Raw genomic sequence first — 18147 nt, 5'->3', positions numbered from 1 at the left:
TTTTTCTTAAGGTCCTGGCCGAGACCTGTAATTGCCGAGGTGTAGTTTTTAGGTCATATTTTCATTTTTAGCGGTTTTAAGAATTATTTTCAGTTAGTTTTCGTGTATTTTCATAGTTTTGCGACTTATTATTAATAGTTATTTTAATAATTGCCGGGGATGGTCTTGGCCGAGATTATCCCCATTATTTTTATTCGCAAATATTTCCTTCGATCTTATATTCTTTTTCATTGAGTGCTTTAAACTCGATATTGTGAGAAAAAGAGATAATTTCTATGATCTCTGCTAAGCTTAGATCACTCCTAAACTCTCCAGAGATCACACAATTCGAAAAATCTGTTTTATTATCGATCTTGATATTGTAATAGTTTTCTAATCGATCCATTAAAAAATCAAGACTTGTATTATTACATTTTATCAAAGATGATTTCCAGGCGAGAACACTATTTGAGTTGAAGGTGTTTAAATGAATTCGCTTATTCTCTTTATTAAAAACCAATTCTTCTCCTGGTGAAAGGTATTTTTCCTGATGCTTTAACGCGGTAACCTTAAGTTTTCCTTCAACAAGAGAAACTAATGTCTCTTTTGCATTTTTATAGGCATTCACATTAAAAGAAGTTCCTAAAACCCTTAGATTTAGTTCGGCTGTGTTTACTATAAATGGTTTGTTATCGTCTTTTTTAACTTCAAAAAAAGCTTCCCCGTTAAGTTTTAGTGTTCTGGTATTTTTAGTTGAATAACTAATTGAACTATTTCTGTTTAGCAGAATTTTAGAGCCATCATCTAGAAGTACTTCTTTTGGCGTTCTGCCGGTGTTGATAACTTCTACCATTTTTCCTGATGCATCGGGATTAAATATGGTAAGACTTGCAGTGGTTAACAAGGCGATTAGCAATACGGCTGCAATTGATTTCCAAAAAACGTAATTTGGCTTTTTTGTAGACTTATCTATCCTTTGCCATAGTTTAACTGAATTGGATTTAACCGGTTTATTCCAGGCTTTATGAATAAGCTCATCGAAATGAGCTTCAGAAAGATCTTTATCTTTTTTATGTTTCATTTTATGCTTTTCTATTAGGTATTCAAATAGAAAAATAAGATCCCCTACGTCTTAATGTTTTCGTAACGGTTCTTTTACGCTATGGTGATCTTAATAAAAAGGGAAGTGGGATTTAAATGTTGAAAATCAACAAATTGAATATAAAAAGTTTGTCCAAAATTTACAATCTTAGGAAATGATACAGTAATATCGATTAGCACTAGTAATCTTTTACTGAAAATTATTTAAACGGAACGGGATTATTATCTGGATGTTCAAGTAAATGTTTTTTTAATTCTGAAATTGCTTTCGCAACCTGATTTTCTACGGTTTTTACTGAAATTTTTAGATAATTCGCGACCTCTTTTTGGGTAAGCCCTTCAAGTTTATGCATAATGAAGATCTCGCGGCATTGATGAGGTAATTTTTTAATCGCCTTATTTAAAAAATAGAGTTGATTTTGGTCAATTTTAGCTTCGGTTTCTTCTAAAATTTCTTCTGAAGTTTCAGCATTTGTAGCTACTTCCAGCTTATCCCTTTTAAGCTGATTAATGATATAGAATTTTGCAGTCCGAATAAGTTGTGATTCAATATTATGCTCGTAAGAAAGATTTTCCCGTTGCTCCCAAAATTTCACAAAAACATCGTGTACAAAATCTTCGGCTCGTTGCGCATCTTTCGTAAAACTTAGTGCGAGAGCGTAAACATTTTGGTGATATTGAAGATATATTTGCTTTAAGGCTGTCTTATTTCCTTTCTTAAAATCTGAAAGCAAACTCATCTTAGGTTAGTTTTAAATCCAAATGTAGCCTTATTCGAATTCGAAAAATTTACCCTGATATTAAATAAAACTGATGCTAAAGTTAAGTTTTTGAAGATACTTCTATGATTTAAAGCTAATGGAATGGTGCTTAGTGTATTTTGTGGTTTCTGAAGTTTTTAAAAAATCACGATACCACAAACCTGAGTTTTTGATAATGCGTTGTTGGCGTTCATAATCGATATAAACCAAGCCAAATCTTGGGTGATAACCTTCGGCCCATTCAAAATTATCTGTAAAGCTCCATACAAAATAGCCATTTACATTTACACCTTGTTTTTTGGCTTTTAGAGTCGCTGCGATATATTGCTGAAGATATTGCTTTCTTTCTTCATCTTTTACCTGCCCGTTAATAACCTGATCTGGAAATGCTGCACCATTTTCAGTCACTAAAATGTTTTTTACACCAGGATAAGCATCGTATTTTTTAAGGAGATGAAAAAGTCCGTCAGGATAAATTTCCCAACCCATTTCTGTAGTTTGCAAATTTCTTTTTTCAGCTTTTACATTCATTGCCTGTAAATATGGAATCCACCAGGCATTCTTTACAATTTCCCGAGTATAATTTTGTATTCCAATAAAATCGAATTCAAACTTAAGTAAATCATCATCTTTAGCTTTATAGAATTTTTCGACTCTTTTTAAAAATGCTAATTCCTCAAAAGGATAACCATAGCCTAAACTCAGCTCTAAAAATAATCTATTTACCAGGCAATCTACTCTATTTGCGGCTTTTTGATCTTTTTCGCGATCGCGAAAAGCTTCAATATACGAACAGGAAAAAGTAGTACCAATATTTAGATTTTGATCAAAATCACGTAAAATTCTCCCGCCAATGGCCTGGCAAAGCGAAGCATGGTGCATTGCAGGAATAAAATTCTTTATTCCTCTCCTACCCGGCGCATGAATTCCTAAAAAATGTCCGGCTCCCAAAAACACCAAAGGTTCATTTAAAACCATCCAGTTCTTTACACGGTCTCCAAATCTAGAAACACAAACTTTTACATATTCGCTAAACCAGTTTATGATCTCGCGGTTGGTCCAGCCACCTTTTTCTTCTAGCTTCTGCGGTAAATCCCAATGATACAGCGTAACCCAAGGTGTAATTCCCAAGGCCAAGCATTGATCGATCAAACGATCGTAAAAATCGAGACCAGCTTGATTTATTTTTCCAGTTCCGTCGGGTAAAATGCGAGACCAGGAAAGTGAAAATCGAAAATGCTTAATATTCATCGATTTCATTAACTGTAAATCTTCAGTGTACCGATTATAAAAATTACAGGCAATATCGGCATTTTGGCCTTTATAAATTTTTCCTTTTTTATGAGAAAACTCATCCCAAATGGAAGCTTTTTTACCATCGGCAAACGGACTCCCTTCTATCTGAAATGCAGCTGTGGAGGTGCCCCAAATAAAATCTTCACCAAAATCACTTCTTTTTAAGTTAGAAAAAAAATTATCCTTCATTTATACAATTTCAGTATTCGTAACTGTAGTATTTTGCTCTTTTAAAGCAACGGCGATTAATTTATCAATGATCATTTCGGTTTCATCAGGAAAATTCACGTCAATAATTTCATTTTTTATAAGCCATTTCCCAATTTCTGGATAGTGTTTTTGTTTTAGATTTTTTAGCACCGTAATTCCCATTGTTTTAAGCATGGCGGCATTGCATTGCTGTTCAAACTGGCCTTTCATTGGTACTACTAATAATTTTTTCTTCAGAAATAAAGCCTCCGCAGGTGTTTCGAAACCCGCACCGCAAATAACTCCGCTACAACTTCTTAGACTTTCAACAAAATCTTTATTATTTACCGGCCTAATGACGATATTGGCGATTTCTGAAGCCTTTTTAAAATGCTTTGAAAATATTTCGAATTTGAATTGAGGAAAACTGCTGAATAATTTCAGCAATTTTTTATCTGAATATGACGGAAGATATACCGTGTAATGATCTAATTTTTCTGGCTGAAGCTGCCGAATTTCAGACCTTATAACCGGAGTAAAAATACGATCATCAAAAGCTTTAAAATGAAAACCGTAACTAAAGCTGCACGGTGCATATTGTTTTAGAATTTTTAAGCCCAGCCAATCTTCTTTTAAAGGTTTTGGCGCTAAAGTGTGAAGTACTGCCGCCTGATGGCTTAAACCGAAACAATTTTTCTTGGCCATAGCACAAGCCCATGCGGTAACAGGTTCAAAATCGTTAATTATAAGGTCATATTCTTTAACGGGAATGCTTTTAATTTCGTTATAAAGCCGTTTCATTCGGTTTTTACGATAAGTGTTCCAAATATCTACTCCACCCTTTTTTCCGAAGATAAAACTTAGTCCTTTTAGCTGATATTTTACATCGTAAGGAAGTTTTAGATCACCTTGTGTACCACTAACTAAAAGATCCAAATGTCCTTTTTTCTGTAAAATGGGGATAATTTCCAGAGCACGGCTAAGATGACCATTACCCGTTCCCTGAATCGCATAAAGTATTTTCATTAATGCGAAATTCTAAAGAAATGGGGATGATTTTTTTCTTTCAGAATAAAAGGGGAAATCATCGCGCTTAATCTTCTTTGCACAAAAACCGCCACCAATAATTTCTGAAAACCATCTTTTAAATAGTTGTTTTTACCGGACTTAGTTTTAAAATTAGCTTTCTTAACCATAAGCTTATTCTTAGAAGAATTTATTACTCTTAAAATTATATACTTATGATTTAAAGTAAGTTATGTGTTTTTTAAATAAGTGTAGATTTAAAGTTAAGAATGTTTGTTTTTTTAATGAATATGAACTAGTTAAGTTTTAAAGACGTCATAGTTAAAGATCCACCAACTGCTTTATCATTAAAAAACTCCAATTCGTCTTTGTCTTCCTGTAGCGCTAAAGTGTACAGTAGCGGCAAATAATGATCTGATGTTGGTACTGCAAGATTTACCGCAGCACCTAAATGATGATAATCCTGAAGCGAATTATGATCTTTAATCAGGATAAGTTTTTTGATCTTATTATCGGCTTCCCTGGCCCAATCGAAGGCATGGTCGATCTTATTCATATTTGGCCAATCAATGCGACGAAGATTGTGTACAATATTACCGCTGCCAATAATTAGAATTCCTTTTCTCCTAAGGATCGCGAGTTCTTTTGCGAGTTTATAATGTTCCTGCGGACTTTTATAGGCATCCAAACTTAGCTGAACGATTGGAATATTTGCCTCTGGATACAAATGGCGTATAACACTCCACGCCCCATGATCTAAACCCCATTGATGATCTAAATGAATACTTTCCCCGGTAATTAAATTGGCTGTAGCTTCGGCCAATTCAGGGTTCCCTTTGGCCGGGTAGTGCACATTAAATAATTCCTGCGGAAAACCTCCAAAATCGTGAATAGTTCTTGGCTGCGCCATAGCAGTTACTGCAGTTCCTCTTGTGATCCAGTGTGCTGAAATACATAAAATGGCATTGGGTTTAGGTAAACTTGCAGCAACTTTACGCCAATTTGCTACAAATTCATTTTCCTCTATCGCATTCATTGGGCTACCATGACCAAAGAATAGAGTTGGCATTTTAGGAGTGCTTTTAAAGCCAGTGGAAATGTTCTGAAGATCTGATAAATTCATGATTCAATTAATTTAAGTATTCTTTTTATTCCTGAAATAACAAGCGAGTAGCATAAAAAAGCCTTCCGGATATCAACCGAAAGGCTTATTATATAATTTTTCTTTTTCTTTCGGTGGTAACTAAGCTAGAGATTCAGCTAATTGTTTTTCAGCTTTATCTAGTGCTCCATCACGTAATTCTGGTATAGCAATTCCTTCCACTCTAATCAATTCTACGTCTGTCATTCCAAGGAAACCAAATACTTTAATAAGGTAATCTGAAACAAAATCGTAGGCTGGGTTTTCTGAATAAACTCCGCCAGAGCTCATTGCAATGTATACTTTTTTACCGGTTACTAAACCTTGTGGTCCTTCTTCAGTATATTTAAAAGTAGTCCCTGTTTTGGCAAGATGATCGATCCAGGCTTTTAGTTGTGAAGGTATGCCGAAGTTATATAAAGGTGCTCCAATTACCAGAATATCGGCATCAAAAACTTCCTGAATAACTTCATCCTGGATAGCGATCGTTTCTTTTTGTGCTTCAGTTCTATTTTCTTCAGGAGTAATGATGGCCTGCCATTTATCTTCAGTAATATGTGGGAAATCCTGAGCTACAAGATTTCTCTCTACAACTTCACTTTCTGGATACTCTTTAGAAAGTTGATCTAAGATTTTATTACTTAAAGCCATGCTGTAGGAATTTTGGCCATTAAGCGTTGAAATTACATGAAGTATTTTTTTCATAAGATTTAATTTAAACTAACATTTGTATATACAAACATACAAACAAATAAGCTATGACATCGGCTACTTCCCCTTATGTTACTACTAACATTTAGGTTAGTAAACTAAGCTTCGTGCTCTAAATATTGTTCTTTAAAATCTTCTGAATTGGTATGAAGCACCCGAAAAAGGGCATTCTCGAAATCTTTAAAATCACTAAAACCACAGGCCTCGGCAAGACACTTAAGATCGCAATCTTCATACTCTGGAATATTAATCATTTCTTTGACTTCCAATACTCTTAGATCGTCCAGATACTGATTAAAAGTTTTATGCTTTGCCTGGTTAATAATATAATCCAACTCTCTTGGAGTTAGCATTAAATGGTTACTAATTTCATCGATTCTTAAATTTTGAATAAGATAGAATTTTTCACGTCGCATGATCTTATCTAGTAGACGAGAATATTCTATAGCTGTGTTAGCATCGATATAATGTTCCTGGGAAGGTGTGCTTTCGTTTTGGTTAAGAACTCCACTATTACAAATCATAATTAAAAAAAGTGGAAATAAAATGAAGAAAACAAGTGTTGGCCCGGAAATAGCGAATATTCCCAGACTTATAATTAGAACGAAGCCAACGATATAAGACATGAACAAACTCATAATTGCGATTGTTTTATCTAAAAGCCTTCGTTAATAGTAGGGTGTAGAAACGCTACGGCTAAAAAAATTAAAATTTCTCTATTACATTAAGTATTTGTAAATATCAAATGCAATTGTAATGCCATATATCTTATTTGTTTACTTTTTATCGATTTTTTATTAACACAATAAATAAACGTATAAAAATAGTGGTATTGGTTAGAGAATATAAAAACCCGAACTATTATGTAGTTCGGGTTCTTTTCAAATATAAATTTAACACTGAAATTCTATATTCTGGCGGCAGCTTCTTTGTCTACATACCACATTAATTCTCCTTTAGGATCGATGATCTGAGAAGGATATTTTTCAATGTTCTTTTCTCCTTTAATAACTTCAAAAAGTGCATCTGCTTTTTTAGCTCCAAAAGCAATGAACGCAACACTTTTAGCTGAATTTAATAAAGGTGCAGTTAATGTAATTCTGTACATATCCTGCGGTTCTAAGAAATAAGCATCTACTTTTTTCTCTTTCTCATGAATAATATCTTCTCCAGGAAATAAGGATGCTGTATGTCCATCGTCACCCATACCTAAAAAGATAAGATCGAAGGTTTTACCATCCTCTAAAACCTGGTCTAAGATTGCAGAATATTCCTTTGCATAATCTTCGGCAGAAATTCCTTCTTTATACATTGGGAAGATCTGCTCATTTGGTATAGCTACCTTGTTTAGAAAATCCTTAAATGCATTACCTGCATTACTACGATCATCTTCGATAGGAACCCATCTTTCGTCTCCCCAAAAGATAAAGATCTTATCCCAGTCTACCTGGTCTTTAAATTCTGTTGTAAGCAAATCGTACATTCCAGCCGGAGAAGATCCTCCGGTTAGTGCTACGGTAAATTTAGCTTTTGCTTCGATTGCTAATTTAGCGCGTTCTACAAAATGCTGAGCAGCAGCTCGACTTGCTTCTTCCTTGGTTTGATAGATATTTAACATTCCTCTTGTTTCTTTTCTTTTTTACCTGGTACATTTATAGACCAAACATGGCCTTGTTGTGCGATCAATGCTTCTGCACTTTCAGGGCCATAACCTCCCGCCTGATAATTAGGGAAATTAATAGATTCCCTGCTATCCCAGGCTTCCTGAACCGTTTTAATCACATCCCATGCTTCTTCCACCTGGTCAGATCGCATAAATAAGGTTGTATCACCTAACATGGCGTCTAGCAATAAGGTCTCATAAGCTTCTGGAGTATGTGTTGAACAGCTATCGTAATCGAATACCATTTCAGACGGATTAAGGTTCATTTCTAAACCTGGTTTTTTCGTCATAAAACGTAATCTTATGTCCATTTGCGGTTGCAAATTGATCGTGAGTTTATTTGGCATGATATTATTCGATTGTTCTCCAGGAAAGGCCGCATGTGGCACTGGTCTAAACTGAATAGTGATCGAAGAACTTTTTTCCTGCATACGTTTACCTGTTCTTAAATAGAACGGTACATTTTGCCAACGCCAGTTGTCGATAAAGAATTTGATTGCAGCATAAGTTTCTGTATTAGAAGTTTCACTTACCCCCTCTTCTTCACGGTATCCAGGAACTTTTTCTCCTTCTACCCATCCTTCGCTATACTGACCTCTAACTGCATTTTTGCTTACTTCGTCTGGCTTAATTCTACGAATTGCTCGTAAAACTTCAACTTTACGATTTCTAATTTCTTCAGCATCTGCAGAAATTGGAGCTTCCATTGCCACCATACATAAGATCTGTAACAAGTGATTTTGGATCATATCGCGAAGCGCTCCAGAGCCTTCATAATAACCGCCACGAGAACCTACTCCAACTTTTTCAGCAACAGTAATCTGTACGTAATCGATATAATTTCGATTCCAAAGTGGTTCGAACAACGCATTTCCAAATCGGAAAGCCAAAATATTCTGAACGGTTTCTTTACCTAAATAATGATCGATCCTAAAAATTTGCTTCTCATCGAAAGTTCGCTGAAGCAATTTGTTTAATTCAATTGAAGATTCCAGGTCGTAACCAAATGGCTTTTCGATCACCAAACGGTCTTTTTCTAGTTCCTGTACTAATTTCTGACTTTTTAAATTGGCTGTAATATCATCAATGAACTTAGGAGATACCGAAAGATAGAATAATCTATTAGCGCGTTCTCCCCATTCTTTATCCAGGCCTTCTAATTTAGAATGTAAATCCTGGTAAGACTTTTCGTTGGTAATATCAGATTTGAAGTAGTGTATCGATTCCTCGAATTTCTTCCAAACTTTTGAATCTGGATCACGACGAGAAAATTCTTTTAATTTTTTATATAAATCCTTTCTATACGAAGCATCATCAAAATCTGATCTTCCTAATCCAAAAATGGCAAAATTATCTGCCATTCGATCATCGATATAAAGATTATAAAACGCAGGGATTAATTTACGGCTGGCAAGATCTCCTGTTCCACCAAATATAACAATGATCGTTGGGGCCGCTTTCTTTTCTGTCTTCATTTTAATTTTAAATTAATTGAGGCTTAATTCCATTCAGTATGAAAAATACCTTCCTTATCGTTACGCTCATATTTATGCGCTCCAAAGAAATCTCTTTGTGCCTGGATAAGGTTTGTTGGTAAAATTTCACTTCTGTAAGAATCAAAATAAGAAACTGTAGAAGTAAATACTGATGCAGGGATTCCTTTGTCGATAAAGGTTTTAACCACCTTACGTGCAGCAGCTTGTTTTTCTTCTAAAGCTTTACCTAAAGTTTCGTCTAATAACAGGTTAGGTAGTTCTGGAGATTTGCTATAGGCTTGTCTAAAATCTTCTAAACAGGCCGCTCTAATAATACAACCACCTCGCCAGATCTTAGCAACTTCTTCAAGGTTTAATCCATAATCATACTCTTTAGAGGCGATAGTTAGCTGTGCTAATCCCTGAGCATAAATATTAATCATGGCAAAATAGAAGGCATCAGTTAAATCAGCAAAAATTTCTTCTTCTGAAGTTTCTGAAACATCTTTCCATTTCAAGCTTTTTGAAGCCTGTACGCGCTCTTCTTTATATTTTGAAATATCTCGCATTTCTACCGCAGCATTAATTGCCGGGATTGGCGCCTGGATATCCATCGCATTTTGTGAAGTCCATTTACCAGTTCCTTTAGCTTTTGCAGCGTCTGAGATATAATTTAGTAAAATACCTTTGCCGGTAACTTCGTCTTCTTTTTTAAGGATTCCTGCTGTAATTTCAACTAAGAAAGAAGCTAATTCTGAATTATTCCATTTTTCGAATAATTGCTGAATTTTTGCATCTTCTACTCCGTATCCTCTTTTTAGCAGATCATAAACTTCAGCAATAAGTTGCATAATCGCATACTCAATACCATTATGAACCATTTTTACATAGTTTCCTGCAGATCCTTTTCCTAAATACGTTACACAAGGTTCGTCATTTACTTTTGCAGCTACAGCTTCAAAAATTGGGCGAAGTCTTTCGTATGCTTCAGCATTTCCACCTGGCATCATACTTGGGCCAAAACGAGCTCCTTTTTCACCACCAGAGATTCCCATTCCGAAGAAATGAATTCCTTTTTCAGCAAGTTCATCTACACGACGATTGGTATCTGGGAAATAGGAATTACCACCATCTACCAACACATCACCTTCTTCTAAATAAGGTAAAAGCGATGCGATAGCCGAATCTACAGGTTTACCCGCAGGAACCAATAACATAATTGCTCTTGGTTTACGAATTAGTCCGCAAAATTCTTCGGCAGAAGTTGTTCCTTTTATCGTGTGTTCTTCTGAAGCTTCTTTTTCCAGAGATGCAGCTTTTTCGGGGTCTAGGTCCAGCCCGGCTACAGAAAATTTATGGTCGGCCATGTTAAGCAAAAGGTTTCTACCCATTACTCCTAGTCCAACAATTCCAAAATCGAATTCTTTCATGATTCAGTTTTAGGTTCTTAACTATTCTAATTTAATTTAAAGTACTCTTTTTCTATATCTAAGACTTTATTGAGTCGTCTTACAAAACGTTCGTCTTTCTGAAATTCAGCATTCAAAAAGGCCAAAATGATCTCTAAAATAAGCGATGTTCCTAGCACTCTCCCACCAACACAAAGCATGTTCATATCATCATGTTCTACTCCCTGATGAGCCGAATAAGTTTCAGAAATTAAAGCTGCGCGAACACCGGGAAATTTATTAGCGGCGATAGAAACGCCAACACCGCTACCACAAACTGCGATGGCGCGGTCTATTTTTTCTTCGCTTAAAGCTTTTGCTAATGGAGTAACAATATCTGGATAATCGTCGTCGCCTTGATATTTAAAGGCACCAAAATCTTCGATATCGAAATTCTTTTCTTTTAAAAGTTCCAGTAACTTTCCTTTTTGTTCTAAGCCGGCATGATCTGCAGCAATTCCGATTTTCATGAAGTAAATCTTTTGGTTTTAATCATTTTGAACGATAAAATTAACTAATTAAATCTGTATGGCGGCAAGACAAAACCTTATAAAAATACTAAAACCTTTGAAATGTCTAAGTTATACCAGCATTTTAGAAAATTGTGCTACACTAAATATCGATTTTCGATGTTTTTAGCCTCAATTTATAAGTTGTAGTACACCAATTAGCGAAACGATACTGATAAAAATCCATATAAAAACAGCTAATATTACCGGTTTTATTCCTACCTGAATAAAGCTTTTATAATTTAAAGTGCTCCCAATTAAAAACAACACTAGCGTTAATCCCATTTTAGAAACCGAAACAATGCCTGGCGCCACAAATTCTATATTTGGGATATAAGTATTGGCTATAATCGCTAAAATAAATAGGCCAATAAAATATGGAATCTTGATCTTTTTTAATTCGGTTTGGCTGCTTAGCGCGAATAAAACAGAAACCGGTAAGATCCATAAAGCTCTGGCTAATTTTACAGTCGTTGCAATTTCTAAAGCTTCGTTACCATAAACCTGTGCTGCCCCAACAACCGAGCTGGTATCGTGAATGGCGATCGCGCTCCAGATTCCAAATTGATGCTGACTCATATTAAAATAATGGCCTAAAAGCGGAAAAAGAAATAATGCCAGACTGTTTAATAAGAAAACACTCCCGATGGCAATAGAAATTTGTTTCGCGTCGGCTTTAATTATTGGAGATATTGCTGCAATAGCGCTACCGCCGCAAATAGCAGTTCCAGAACTTATAAGTTTGGCTATTTTTTGATCGATTTTAAAGATTTTTCCGACTAAAATTCCCAGCCCGATAGTTAGACTTATCGATATAATGGTAAATAGAAATCCGTCTTTTCCTGCGGCCAGTGCTTTGTCGATATTCATTCCGAAACCAAGCCCGATAACCGATAACTTCAGTAACCAATTTATGCTCGATTGTGTTTTATCCTGAAATGGATTCTGAAAAAATTGTGCAAAAACAATTCCTGCAGCCAATGCTATAGGAGGATTCACCACCGGAAGCAAACAGGCCAGACAAAGAATTACAAATAAAACTGAAGTAATTGCAGGTTTCATAAACTGAATTTATTCTTCAAAAGTAGTCTCAGTCTAGCTCGAAATCAAATGATAAATTATTATACTATATAACTAAAAGTTATAATGATGCTGTAGAAATTTTAAAAAGACAGCATTCAGTTTAGAATGGTGTCCTTGTTGCTGAATAAAAAAGAAATCCCGCTTAATTTGTAGATTTTCGATATCAACAATATAAAGATCGCCATGCTTCAGTTCTTTTAAAACCGTATTGATACTTAAAAAACTACCGCTATGGCCATTAGATAGATAAGATTTTATACTTTCTGAACTTCCAAGCTCTAATTCGATATTTAGCTCTTCCATTTTTACATTTTTATGCTGAAAAGCTTTTAAGATTACCTCACGAGTTCCCGAGCCTTTTTCTCTTAAAACAAGCGGAATTTCTTTTAATTCTGAAATAGATATCTGATTCTGCTTAGCTAATGGATGCGATTTATCTACCACAAGCACTATTTCGTCCTGCAAAAATGGCTGATACGATAATTCCCTGTTTTTGGATTGACCTTCGATAAAACCAAGTTCAACCGAATTGTTCATCACAGATTTTTCCACCTTCTCGGTATTCATATTCAATAAATGAAGCCTGATTTTGGGGAATTTTTGATGAAATTTTGCTAAAACTTCCGGTAAGATATATTGTGCGATCGTGGTGCTGGCGGCAATTCTAAGATTTCCTTCGTTTTTATCGATAAGCGAATTCATATCAAATTCGGCTTTCTCGTATTGCTGAAAAATAAGTTTACTATGGGAGAGTAAAAGCTTCCCGGCATCGGTAAGTGCTATGCTATTTCCCTTTCTTTTAAAGAGCTTTTGGTTAAAATGCGCCTCAATTTGCCGAATATGCCTTGTAACCGCTGGTTGCGTGATATGAAGATCTTCGGCTGCTTTAGAAAAACTAAGCCGTGATGCCACACTTTGAAAAACCTGTAGTTTAAAATCGAACATTATAATCAAATGTAATAATTATGTTCGAAAAATGATTCAGCTATTAGAAGTTATTACAAAAAAATAGCTCTCGATTTTAAACAATATCGAGAGCTATTTTTATAATGTTGTAATCTGAAATTGGTTATTTTTTCCAGGTATTATTTTCAGGAGTAGCATCCATCCAAATACCGCCTTCTAATGTTACCGCTTCAACTTGTTTATCTGTTTCAATTTGTATTGAAAATTCATCTTCAGCATTTTCCCAAATTGTAGATTTTTGATGTACATTTTTTGAACTTCCGTCAGCAAATGTCAGTTTCACATCAAAAGGAGCCGGCATTCCACCAATATTGGAAACTAAAACTTCAATAGAATTATCATTTTGTGTTACCTTTTCAATTTCAAAATCGATATGGTTTGGCTCAAAATACCAACTATCCCAAAACCAGTTTAGGTCTTTCCCAGAAATATCATTAATGCTATGAAAGAAATCCCACGGGATGGGATGTTTACCATTCCAACGATCCATATATCCCTGTAAAGCCTTTTTGAAAAGCTCGTCTCCTAACATATCTTTTAATGCCAGGTAGCCAAGTGCCGCTTTTCCGTAAGAATTATTACGATAAACAGGTCCGCTTAAAATATTGGATGGTGTGATAATAGGTACATCTTGTTCCATATTATCATCGTTGATCCATCTCTGGACCCTAAAATTTTTAAAACTTTCAATAGCATTTTCTTTCCCAAGATCTTCGATCCCAATTAGATGTTCTAAAGTTGTAGCCCAACCTTCGTCCATAAAACCAAACCTGGTCTCGTTAGTTCCCATATAAAACGGAAAATAAGTATGTGCAATTTCATGTTCGGCCACAAAACGCGCTAATTCTGGCTCTCCATGAGAATTATCGTTAACCATCATTGGATATTCCATATCTCCATGACCTCTAACCAAAGTAGATTTTGAATAAGGATAAGCGATCCCCGGATAATGATGCGAAAACCAGTTTAAAGCATGTTGGCCATAGTTCACCATTTCGTGAAAATCTTCAGAAACATTATCATAAGCTGCCTGTACACTTACACGGCGATTAGAAGTAGAATCTACCACAACACTGGCAGCATCCCAATTATATTCATTACTAATAGCAATCGCAACATCGGTAATGTTAGAAGCTTTCCATTTCCAGGTGTTATTACCTTCTTTAGTGATTTCTTTTTTCTGAAGATCTTCTGGAGTCGCGATGCGAATCACTTCATCGCTTTGCATCGATCTTTCAAGTTTTTTCGCATATTTTTTCTGAAGAACTTCTTCAGCATTTAAAAGATCTCCGGTAGACCAGACGATAAAATCTTCAGGAACATTTACGCTAATTTCATAATCATTAAAATCGTTATAAAATTCCTGCATTCCGAAGAAAGTCATCGTATCCCACCCCATATAATCGTCGTAAACAGCCACTCGGGGATAAAAATAAGCCAGAAAAAAGGTATTTTCTAAAATAGCACCTTCTCTCCCACTTTGTTTTGAAACATCAAAATGCCAATCGATACTTAAATTTACACTTTCGCCCGGTTGAAGTGGCCTATCCAGCTTTATCATCTTGTTGGTACCATCATTCTTAGAATCCCAGTCTTTTTTGGTTCCATTTTCTGAATAAGAATCAATTTCTATTCCGTTTGTCATATAATCTTCAGAAGCCTGTCCCAATCTTGCCGCGCCAGGCTTGTGATTATTCAGAATTAATTTAAAATTTAGGGAATTTAAAGTATTCGGACTATTATTAGTATAAATTATTTCTTCGGAACCTTTTATAGTTCGGCTTGGAGGATTTACCTGAAGATCGATCTTATATCTAGCCGAATTTTGCCAGTAATTTTCACCAGGTTTTCCACTTTTACTTCTAGTCTCATTCTCGTATGCTTTTTTTACATCTCTGGGCACATATAGTTCCTGCCCAAAAGAAAAGCTTCCCATAAAAAGAGAAGCCAGACATCCTGTTATAAGGGATTTTCTCATTAAAATAAGTTGATTTTTGTCCCAAAATAAAAGCTTAAATTGGAATAAACCTACCTATTGAATTCTTTTCGGAAAATTAGATTTAAAATGAGAGATTATCGATTTAGTAAGGTGTTTATCTAGTATTTATTAATAATTAGCGACGGTTTGTCTTCAGCATAAAAATTGATTTTGAAATATACTCTTGAAGCTTTCTTTAAATTAAGTTAATAATTTTACTGCTCCTGCCCTATTGCCTAAATTACAAAAAAAGCAAAGAAAAAGAAATGAAAAAAATTGCCATTATTGGTGGTGGAGCCTGTGGATCTGCGGCTTTAATCGAGCTTATAATCCAAAGTATTGCTGCCAATTTAGAAAAAGAAATTTCGTTCGTACTTATTGAACGAAGAAAAAAAGCGGGATACGGATTAGCATTTGGGTCCAAACAGCGTACTCATATTTTAAATACCCAGGCCGATCTTATGGGAATTTACGCCAATGAACCGGCACATTTTGCAGAATGGCTTAAAGAACACGGCGGTAAATATCGAAGCGATGTAAAAAGTGAAAGTAACGAAGATAATGCCTACACCAGCAGATTACTTTACGGTCATTATGTTGCTGAACAGCTTGACGAAAATATCAAGAAAGCCGCCGAGAACAATATTAAGGTAGAAAGAATTGAGGCTGAAGCTTATGATATTGAGCGTTTAGAAAATGAAAAATTAGTTATTCATTTAACCAATAATAGCACTGCTGAAGTTGATGAAGTTCTGTTGGCGCCAGGAACCCCAAAACCAAATACTTTTAAGCAATTTAGAGATAATAAGCATTATATAGATTTTCCATGGCCAACAGAAAGATTGCTGGAAAATACCGGTAAGAACGATCATGTTGGAGTTTTAGGAACCAGTTTAAGTGCTATTGATACAGTAATGAGCCTGGTAGATAACGGACACAAAGGAAAGATCACCATGTTCTCTCCAGATGGAATGTTGCCAAGAGTTCAGCCAGATGAAAGTAATGGTTTTGAAAGTAAATTTCTAACGCTTGCCAATTTACATAAGCTTAAACGTGAGAAAGGACATACTCCAAGAGCAAAGGAATTGTTTAGATTATTCATCAAGGATGTTGAAAAAGCCGAAGGAAAATCTATCGACTGGAAATCCCTAAACCGAGATTCTAAAGATCAGCTTCCATTACTAGAATATGATATTGAAGTAGCCGAAAAAGGTGGTGATACTGTTTCGAACATGGCTTACTCCATGCGTTATGATACTTCAAGGATTTGGAGTTGGATGAGCTTACATGAGCAGATTATATTCACAAAATGGCTGGGAAGACATTGGACGATCACCCGGCATGCGATTCCGCTTCACAACGCAAAAAGATTGGCTAAGCTTATGAAAGAGGGTCAGTTGCAAATTATTCCGCAGAATAATAAAGTTGAGTTCCTGGATGATGAAAATTGCTTCGAGATCACTACCGGAAACGATGGCGTTTTTAAGATCGATAAATTGGTAAATGCTACTGGAAGCGCCGGTAAATTAGAACAGATGGATAATATTCTGGTTCAAAATTTACTCAAAAAAGATTATTTAAAACCGCACCCTATTGGTGGGACTGTTATTAATCCTCATACGATGCAGTGTATTTCAGAAAATGGAGGCACTCACATTTATGCGGTAGGACATTTGGTAAACGGAATGCTAATGGATGTGAATGCCGTTTGGTTTAATGTAAAAACGATCGCAAGATTAGCTTCAGAAATAATATTTAAAACCACTACTAATGGGCACATTTAAGGATCTTTATTTAAGTTTACTTCCCTATTTGTGTTGTATTCCTATTGGCTATTTAATAAGTAAGCGTGAATGGATCCCAAAATCCTGGATTCATAAGCCGCTTTTATTTGTGCTATTACCAATTTTGGTGATCGATCATGTATTGGACGCAGGCTTTTCAAATTTGGTGATCTTAGCGATAATTTCATTTTTGCTGGCATTTTTAATGATCTTTCCGGCCATGCTGGTCGATAAAACCGTAGACAATTCGGGGAATATCAATATCTTAAAAAGCGGGTTCTCTTATTTTAATGTGGCCTTCTTCGGGATTCCTACCGTCAAGTCACTTTTTGGTGATGATGCGGTAACTACATTGATATGTATTTACGTCGGTACGGCGCTCTACGGCAATATTATTGGTTATATCCAAGTGGCGAAGTCAAAGTTTTCTACCAAACAGGCGATAATCGAAGTTTTGAAGGTTCCTTTTATTTATATCATCATTTTAGCTTTGATTTTAAAAGGTTTTAAAGTGGAAACACCAGAAGCTCTAAAACCCGTAGTTGACGTAATGGGTACCGTAGTTTCTGTAATGGGAATGCTTATTATTGGTATGAATTTGACAAATATTAAATTTAAATCTCTAAACTGGGGATATTACTCTAAAGTGCTGGGAATACGAGCAATATCAGCCATATTAATTACCGCTGCTTTAATGGGACTCGAATATTGGCTTGTAGATGGATTAGAAAAAGAACAACGACAGGTAATGGCTTTAATTCCGCTTTTCCCAATCGCAGCGAATTTGGCCGTTTTTGCATCATTTTTAAAATCCCAGGAGAAACAGGCCGCTTTACTCATCGTATTTTCTATGGTGATATCGATGATCTTAGTGCCAATTGGCGCCTTAATATTCGCTTAGATCATTTCTGAAGGATTGTTCTCTTTGATATCACTGATTGTAATGAGAAAATAAATCGAAATTTGGAATTTTATATCTGAATATATTTCGATGATTTAAATTAATGTAAAAGTTTTTGCCGTGAAAAAGGCAAATA

General features: G+C 35.4%; 16 protein-coding genes. 2 read left to right on the top strand and 14 right to left on the bottom strand.

The window, feature by feature from the left end:
- Positions 1-190 precede the first annotated feature (190 nt).
- The 14 genes from BM201_RS06630 to BM201_RS06565 form a co-directional block, all read right to left on the bottom strand.
- A complete protein-coding gene (locus BM201_RS06630) occupies positions 191-1060 on the bottom strand; it encodes a FecR family protein (protein ID WP_092540869.1) in 870 nt (289 codons plus the stop codon).
- Positions 1061-1280: 220 nt separating this feature from the next.
- Positions 1281-1820 (bottom strand): RNA polymerase sigma factor, encoded by a 540-nt coding sequence (locus BM201_RS06625; RefSeq protein ID WP_092540867.1) that lies wholly within the window; start codon positions 1818-1820, stop codon positions 1281-1283.
- Between the two features lie 102 nt (positions 1821-1922).
- On the bottom strand, positions 1923-3326 hold the full coding sequence (locus tag BM201_RS06620; RefSeq protein ID WP_092540865.1) for a GH1 family beta-glucosidase: 1404 nt from the start codon (positions 3324-3326) through the stop codon (positions 1923-1925).
- Positions 3327-4352: a glycosyltransferase family protein gene (locus tag BM201_RS06615; RefSeq protein WP_092540863.1), complete on the bottom strand. Its 1026-nt coding sequence runs from the start codon at positions 4350-4352 to the stop codon at positions 3327-3329.
- 295 nt (positions 4353-4647) lie between these two features.
- Positions 4648-5475, bottom strand: coding sequence for a 4,5-DOPA-extradiol-dioxygenase (gene ygiD, locus BM201_RS06610; protein WP_092540861.1), 828 nt, complete (start codon positions 5473-5475; stop codon positions 4648-4650).
- A 120-nt stretch (positions 5476-5595) separates the two neighbouring features.
- Entirely contained in the window at positions 5596-6198 is a 603-nt protein-coding gene (locus BM201_RS06605) for an FMN-dependent NADH-azoreductase (RefSeq protein WP_092540859.1), read from the bottom strand.
- 104 nt (positions 6199-6302) lie between these two features.
- Positions 6303-6842 (bottom strand): helix-turn-helix domain-containing protein, encoded by a 540-nt coding sequence (locus tag BM201_RS06600; RefSeq protein WP_139219151.1) that lies wholly within the window; start codon positions 6840-6842, stop codon positions 6303-6305.
- A 269-nt stretch (positions 6843-7111) separates the two neighbouring features.
- Complete coding sequence (gene pgl, locus BM201_RS06595; protein WP_092540855.1) at positions 7112-7822, bottom strand: 6-phosphogluconolactonase; 711 nt, start codon at positions 7820-7822, stop codon at positions 7112-7114.
- Complete coding sequence (zwf, locus tag BM201_RS06590) at positions 7816-9342, bottom strand: glucose-6-phosphate dehydrogenase (protein WP_092540853.1); 1527 nt, start codon at positions 9340-9342, stop codon at positions 7816-7818. The genes pgl and zwf overlap by 7 nt, the downstream gene beginning before the upstream one ends.
- Before the next feature lie 23 nt (positions 9343-9365).
- Complete coding sequence (gene gndA, locus BM201_RS06585) at positions 9366-10772, bottom strand: NADP-dependent phosphogluconate dehydrogenase (RefSeq protein ID WP_092540851.1); 1407 nt, start codon at positions 10770-10772, stop codon at positions 9366-9368.
- Positions 10773-10798: 26 nt separating this feature from the next.
- A complete protein-coding gene (locus BM201_RS06580; RefSeq protein WP_092540849.1) occupies positions 10799-11260 on the bottom strand; it encodes an RpiB/LacA/LacB family sugar-phosphate isomerase in 462 nt (153 codons plus the stop codon).
- Between the two features lie 171 nt (positions 11261-11431).
- Entirely contained in the window at positions 11432-12361 is a 930-nt protein-coding gene (locus tag BM201_RS06575; protein ID WP_092540847.1) for a YeiH family protein, read from the bottom strand.
- A 72-nt stretch (positions 12362-12433) separates the two neighbouring features.
- Positions 12434-13327: a LysR family transcriptional regulator gene (locus BM201_RS06570; protein ID WP_092540845.1), complete on the bottom strand. Its 894-nt coding sequence runs from the start codon at positions 13325-13327 to the stop codon at positions 12434-12436.
- Positions 13328-13451: 124 nt separating this feature from the next.
- A complete protein-coding gene (locus BM201_RS06565; RefSeq protein WP_092540843.1) occupies positions 13452-15326 on the bottom strand; it encodes a M1 family metallopeptidase in 1875 nt (624 codons plus the stop codon).
- Positions 15327-15592: 266 nt separating this feature from the next.
- Between BM201_RS06565 and BM201_RS06560 the strand changes: the two genes are divergently transcribed.
- The gene (locus tag BM201_RS06560) at positions 15593-17110 is read left to right on the top strand and encodes an FAD/NAD(P)-binding protein (protein WP_092540841.1); all 1518 of its coding nucleotides are present in this window, start codon (positions 15593-15595) and stop codon (positions 17108-17110) included.
- Positions 17097-18011: an AEC family transporter gene (locus BM201_RS06555; protein WP_092540839.1), complete on the top strand. Its 915-nt coding sequence runs from the start codon at positions 17097-17099 to the stop codon at positions 18009-18011. The genes BM201_RS06560 and BM201_RS06555 overlap by 14 nt, the downstream gene beginning before the upstream one ends.
- The last annotated feature ends 136 nt before the right edge of the window (positions 18012-18147 follow it).

It is taken from the genome of Zunongwangia mangrovi (assembly GCF_900112105.1).
In the GTDB taxonomy this organism is placed as follows: domain Bacteria; phylum Bacteroidota; class Bacteroidia; order Flavobacteriales; family Flavobacteriaceae; genus Zunongwangia; species Zunongwangia mangrovi.
The sequence above is the reverse complement of the archived record's forward strand: the minus strand, read 5'-3'. Positions and strand labels throughout refer to the sequence as shown.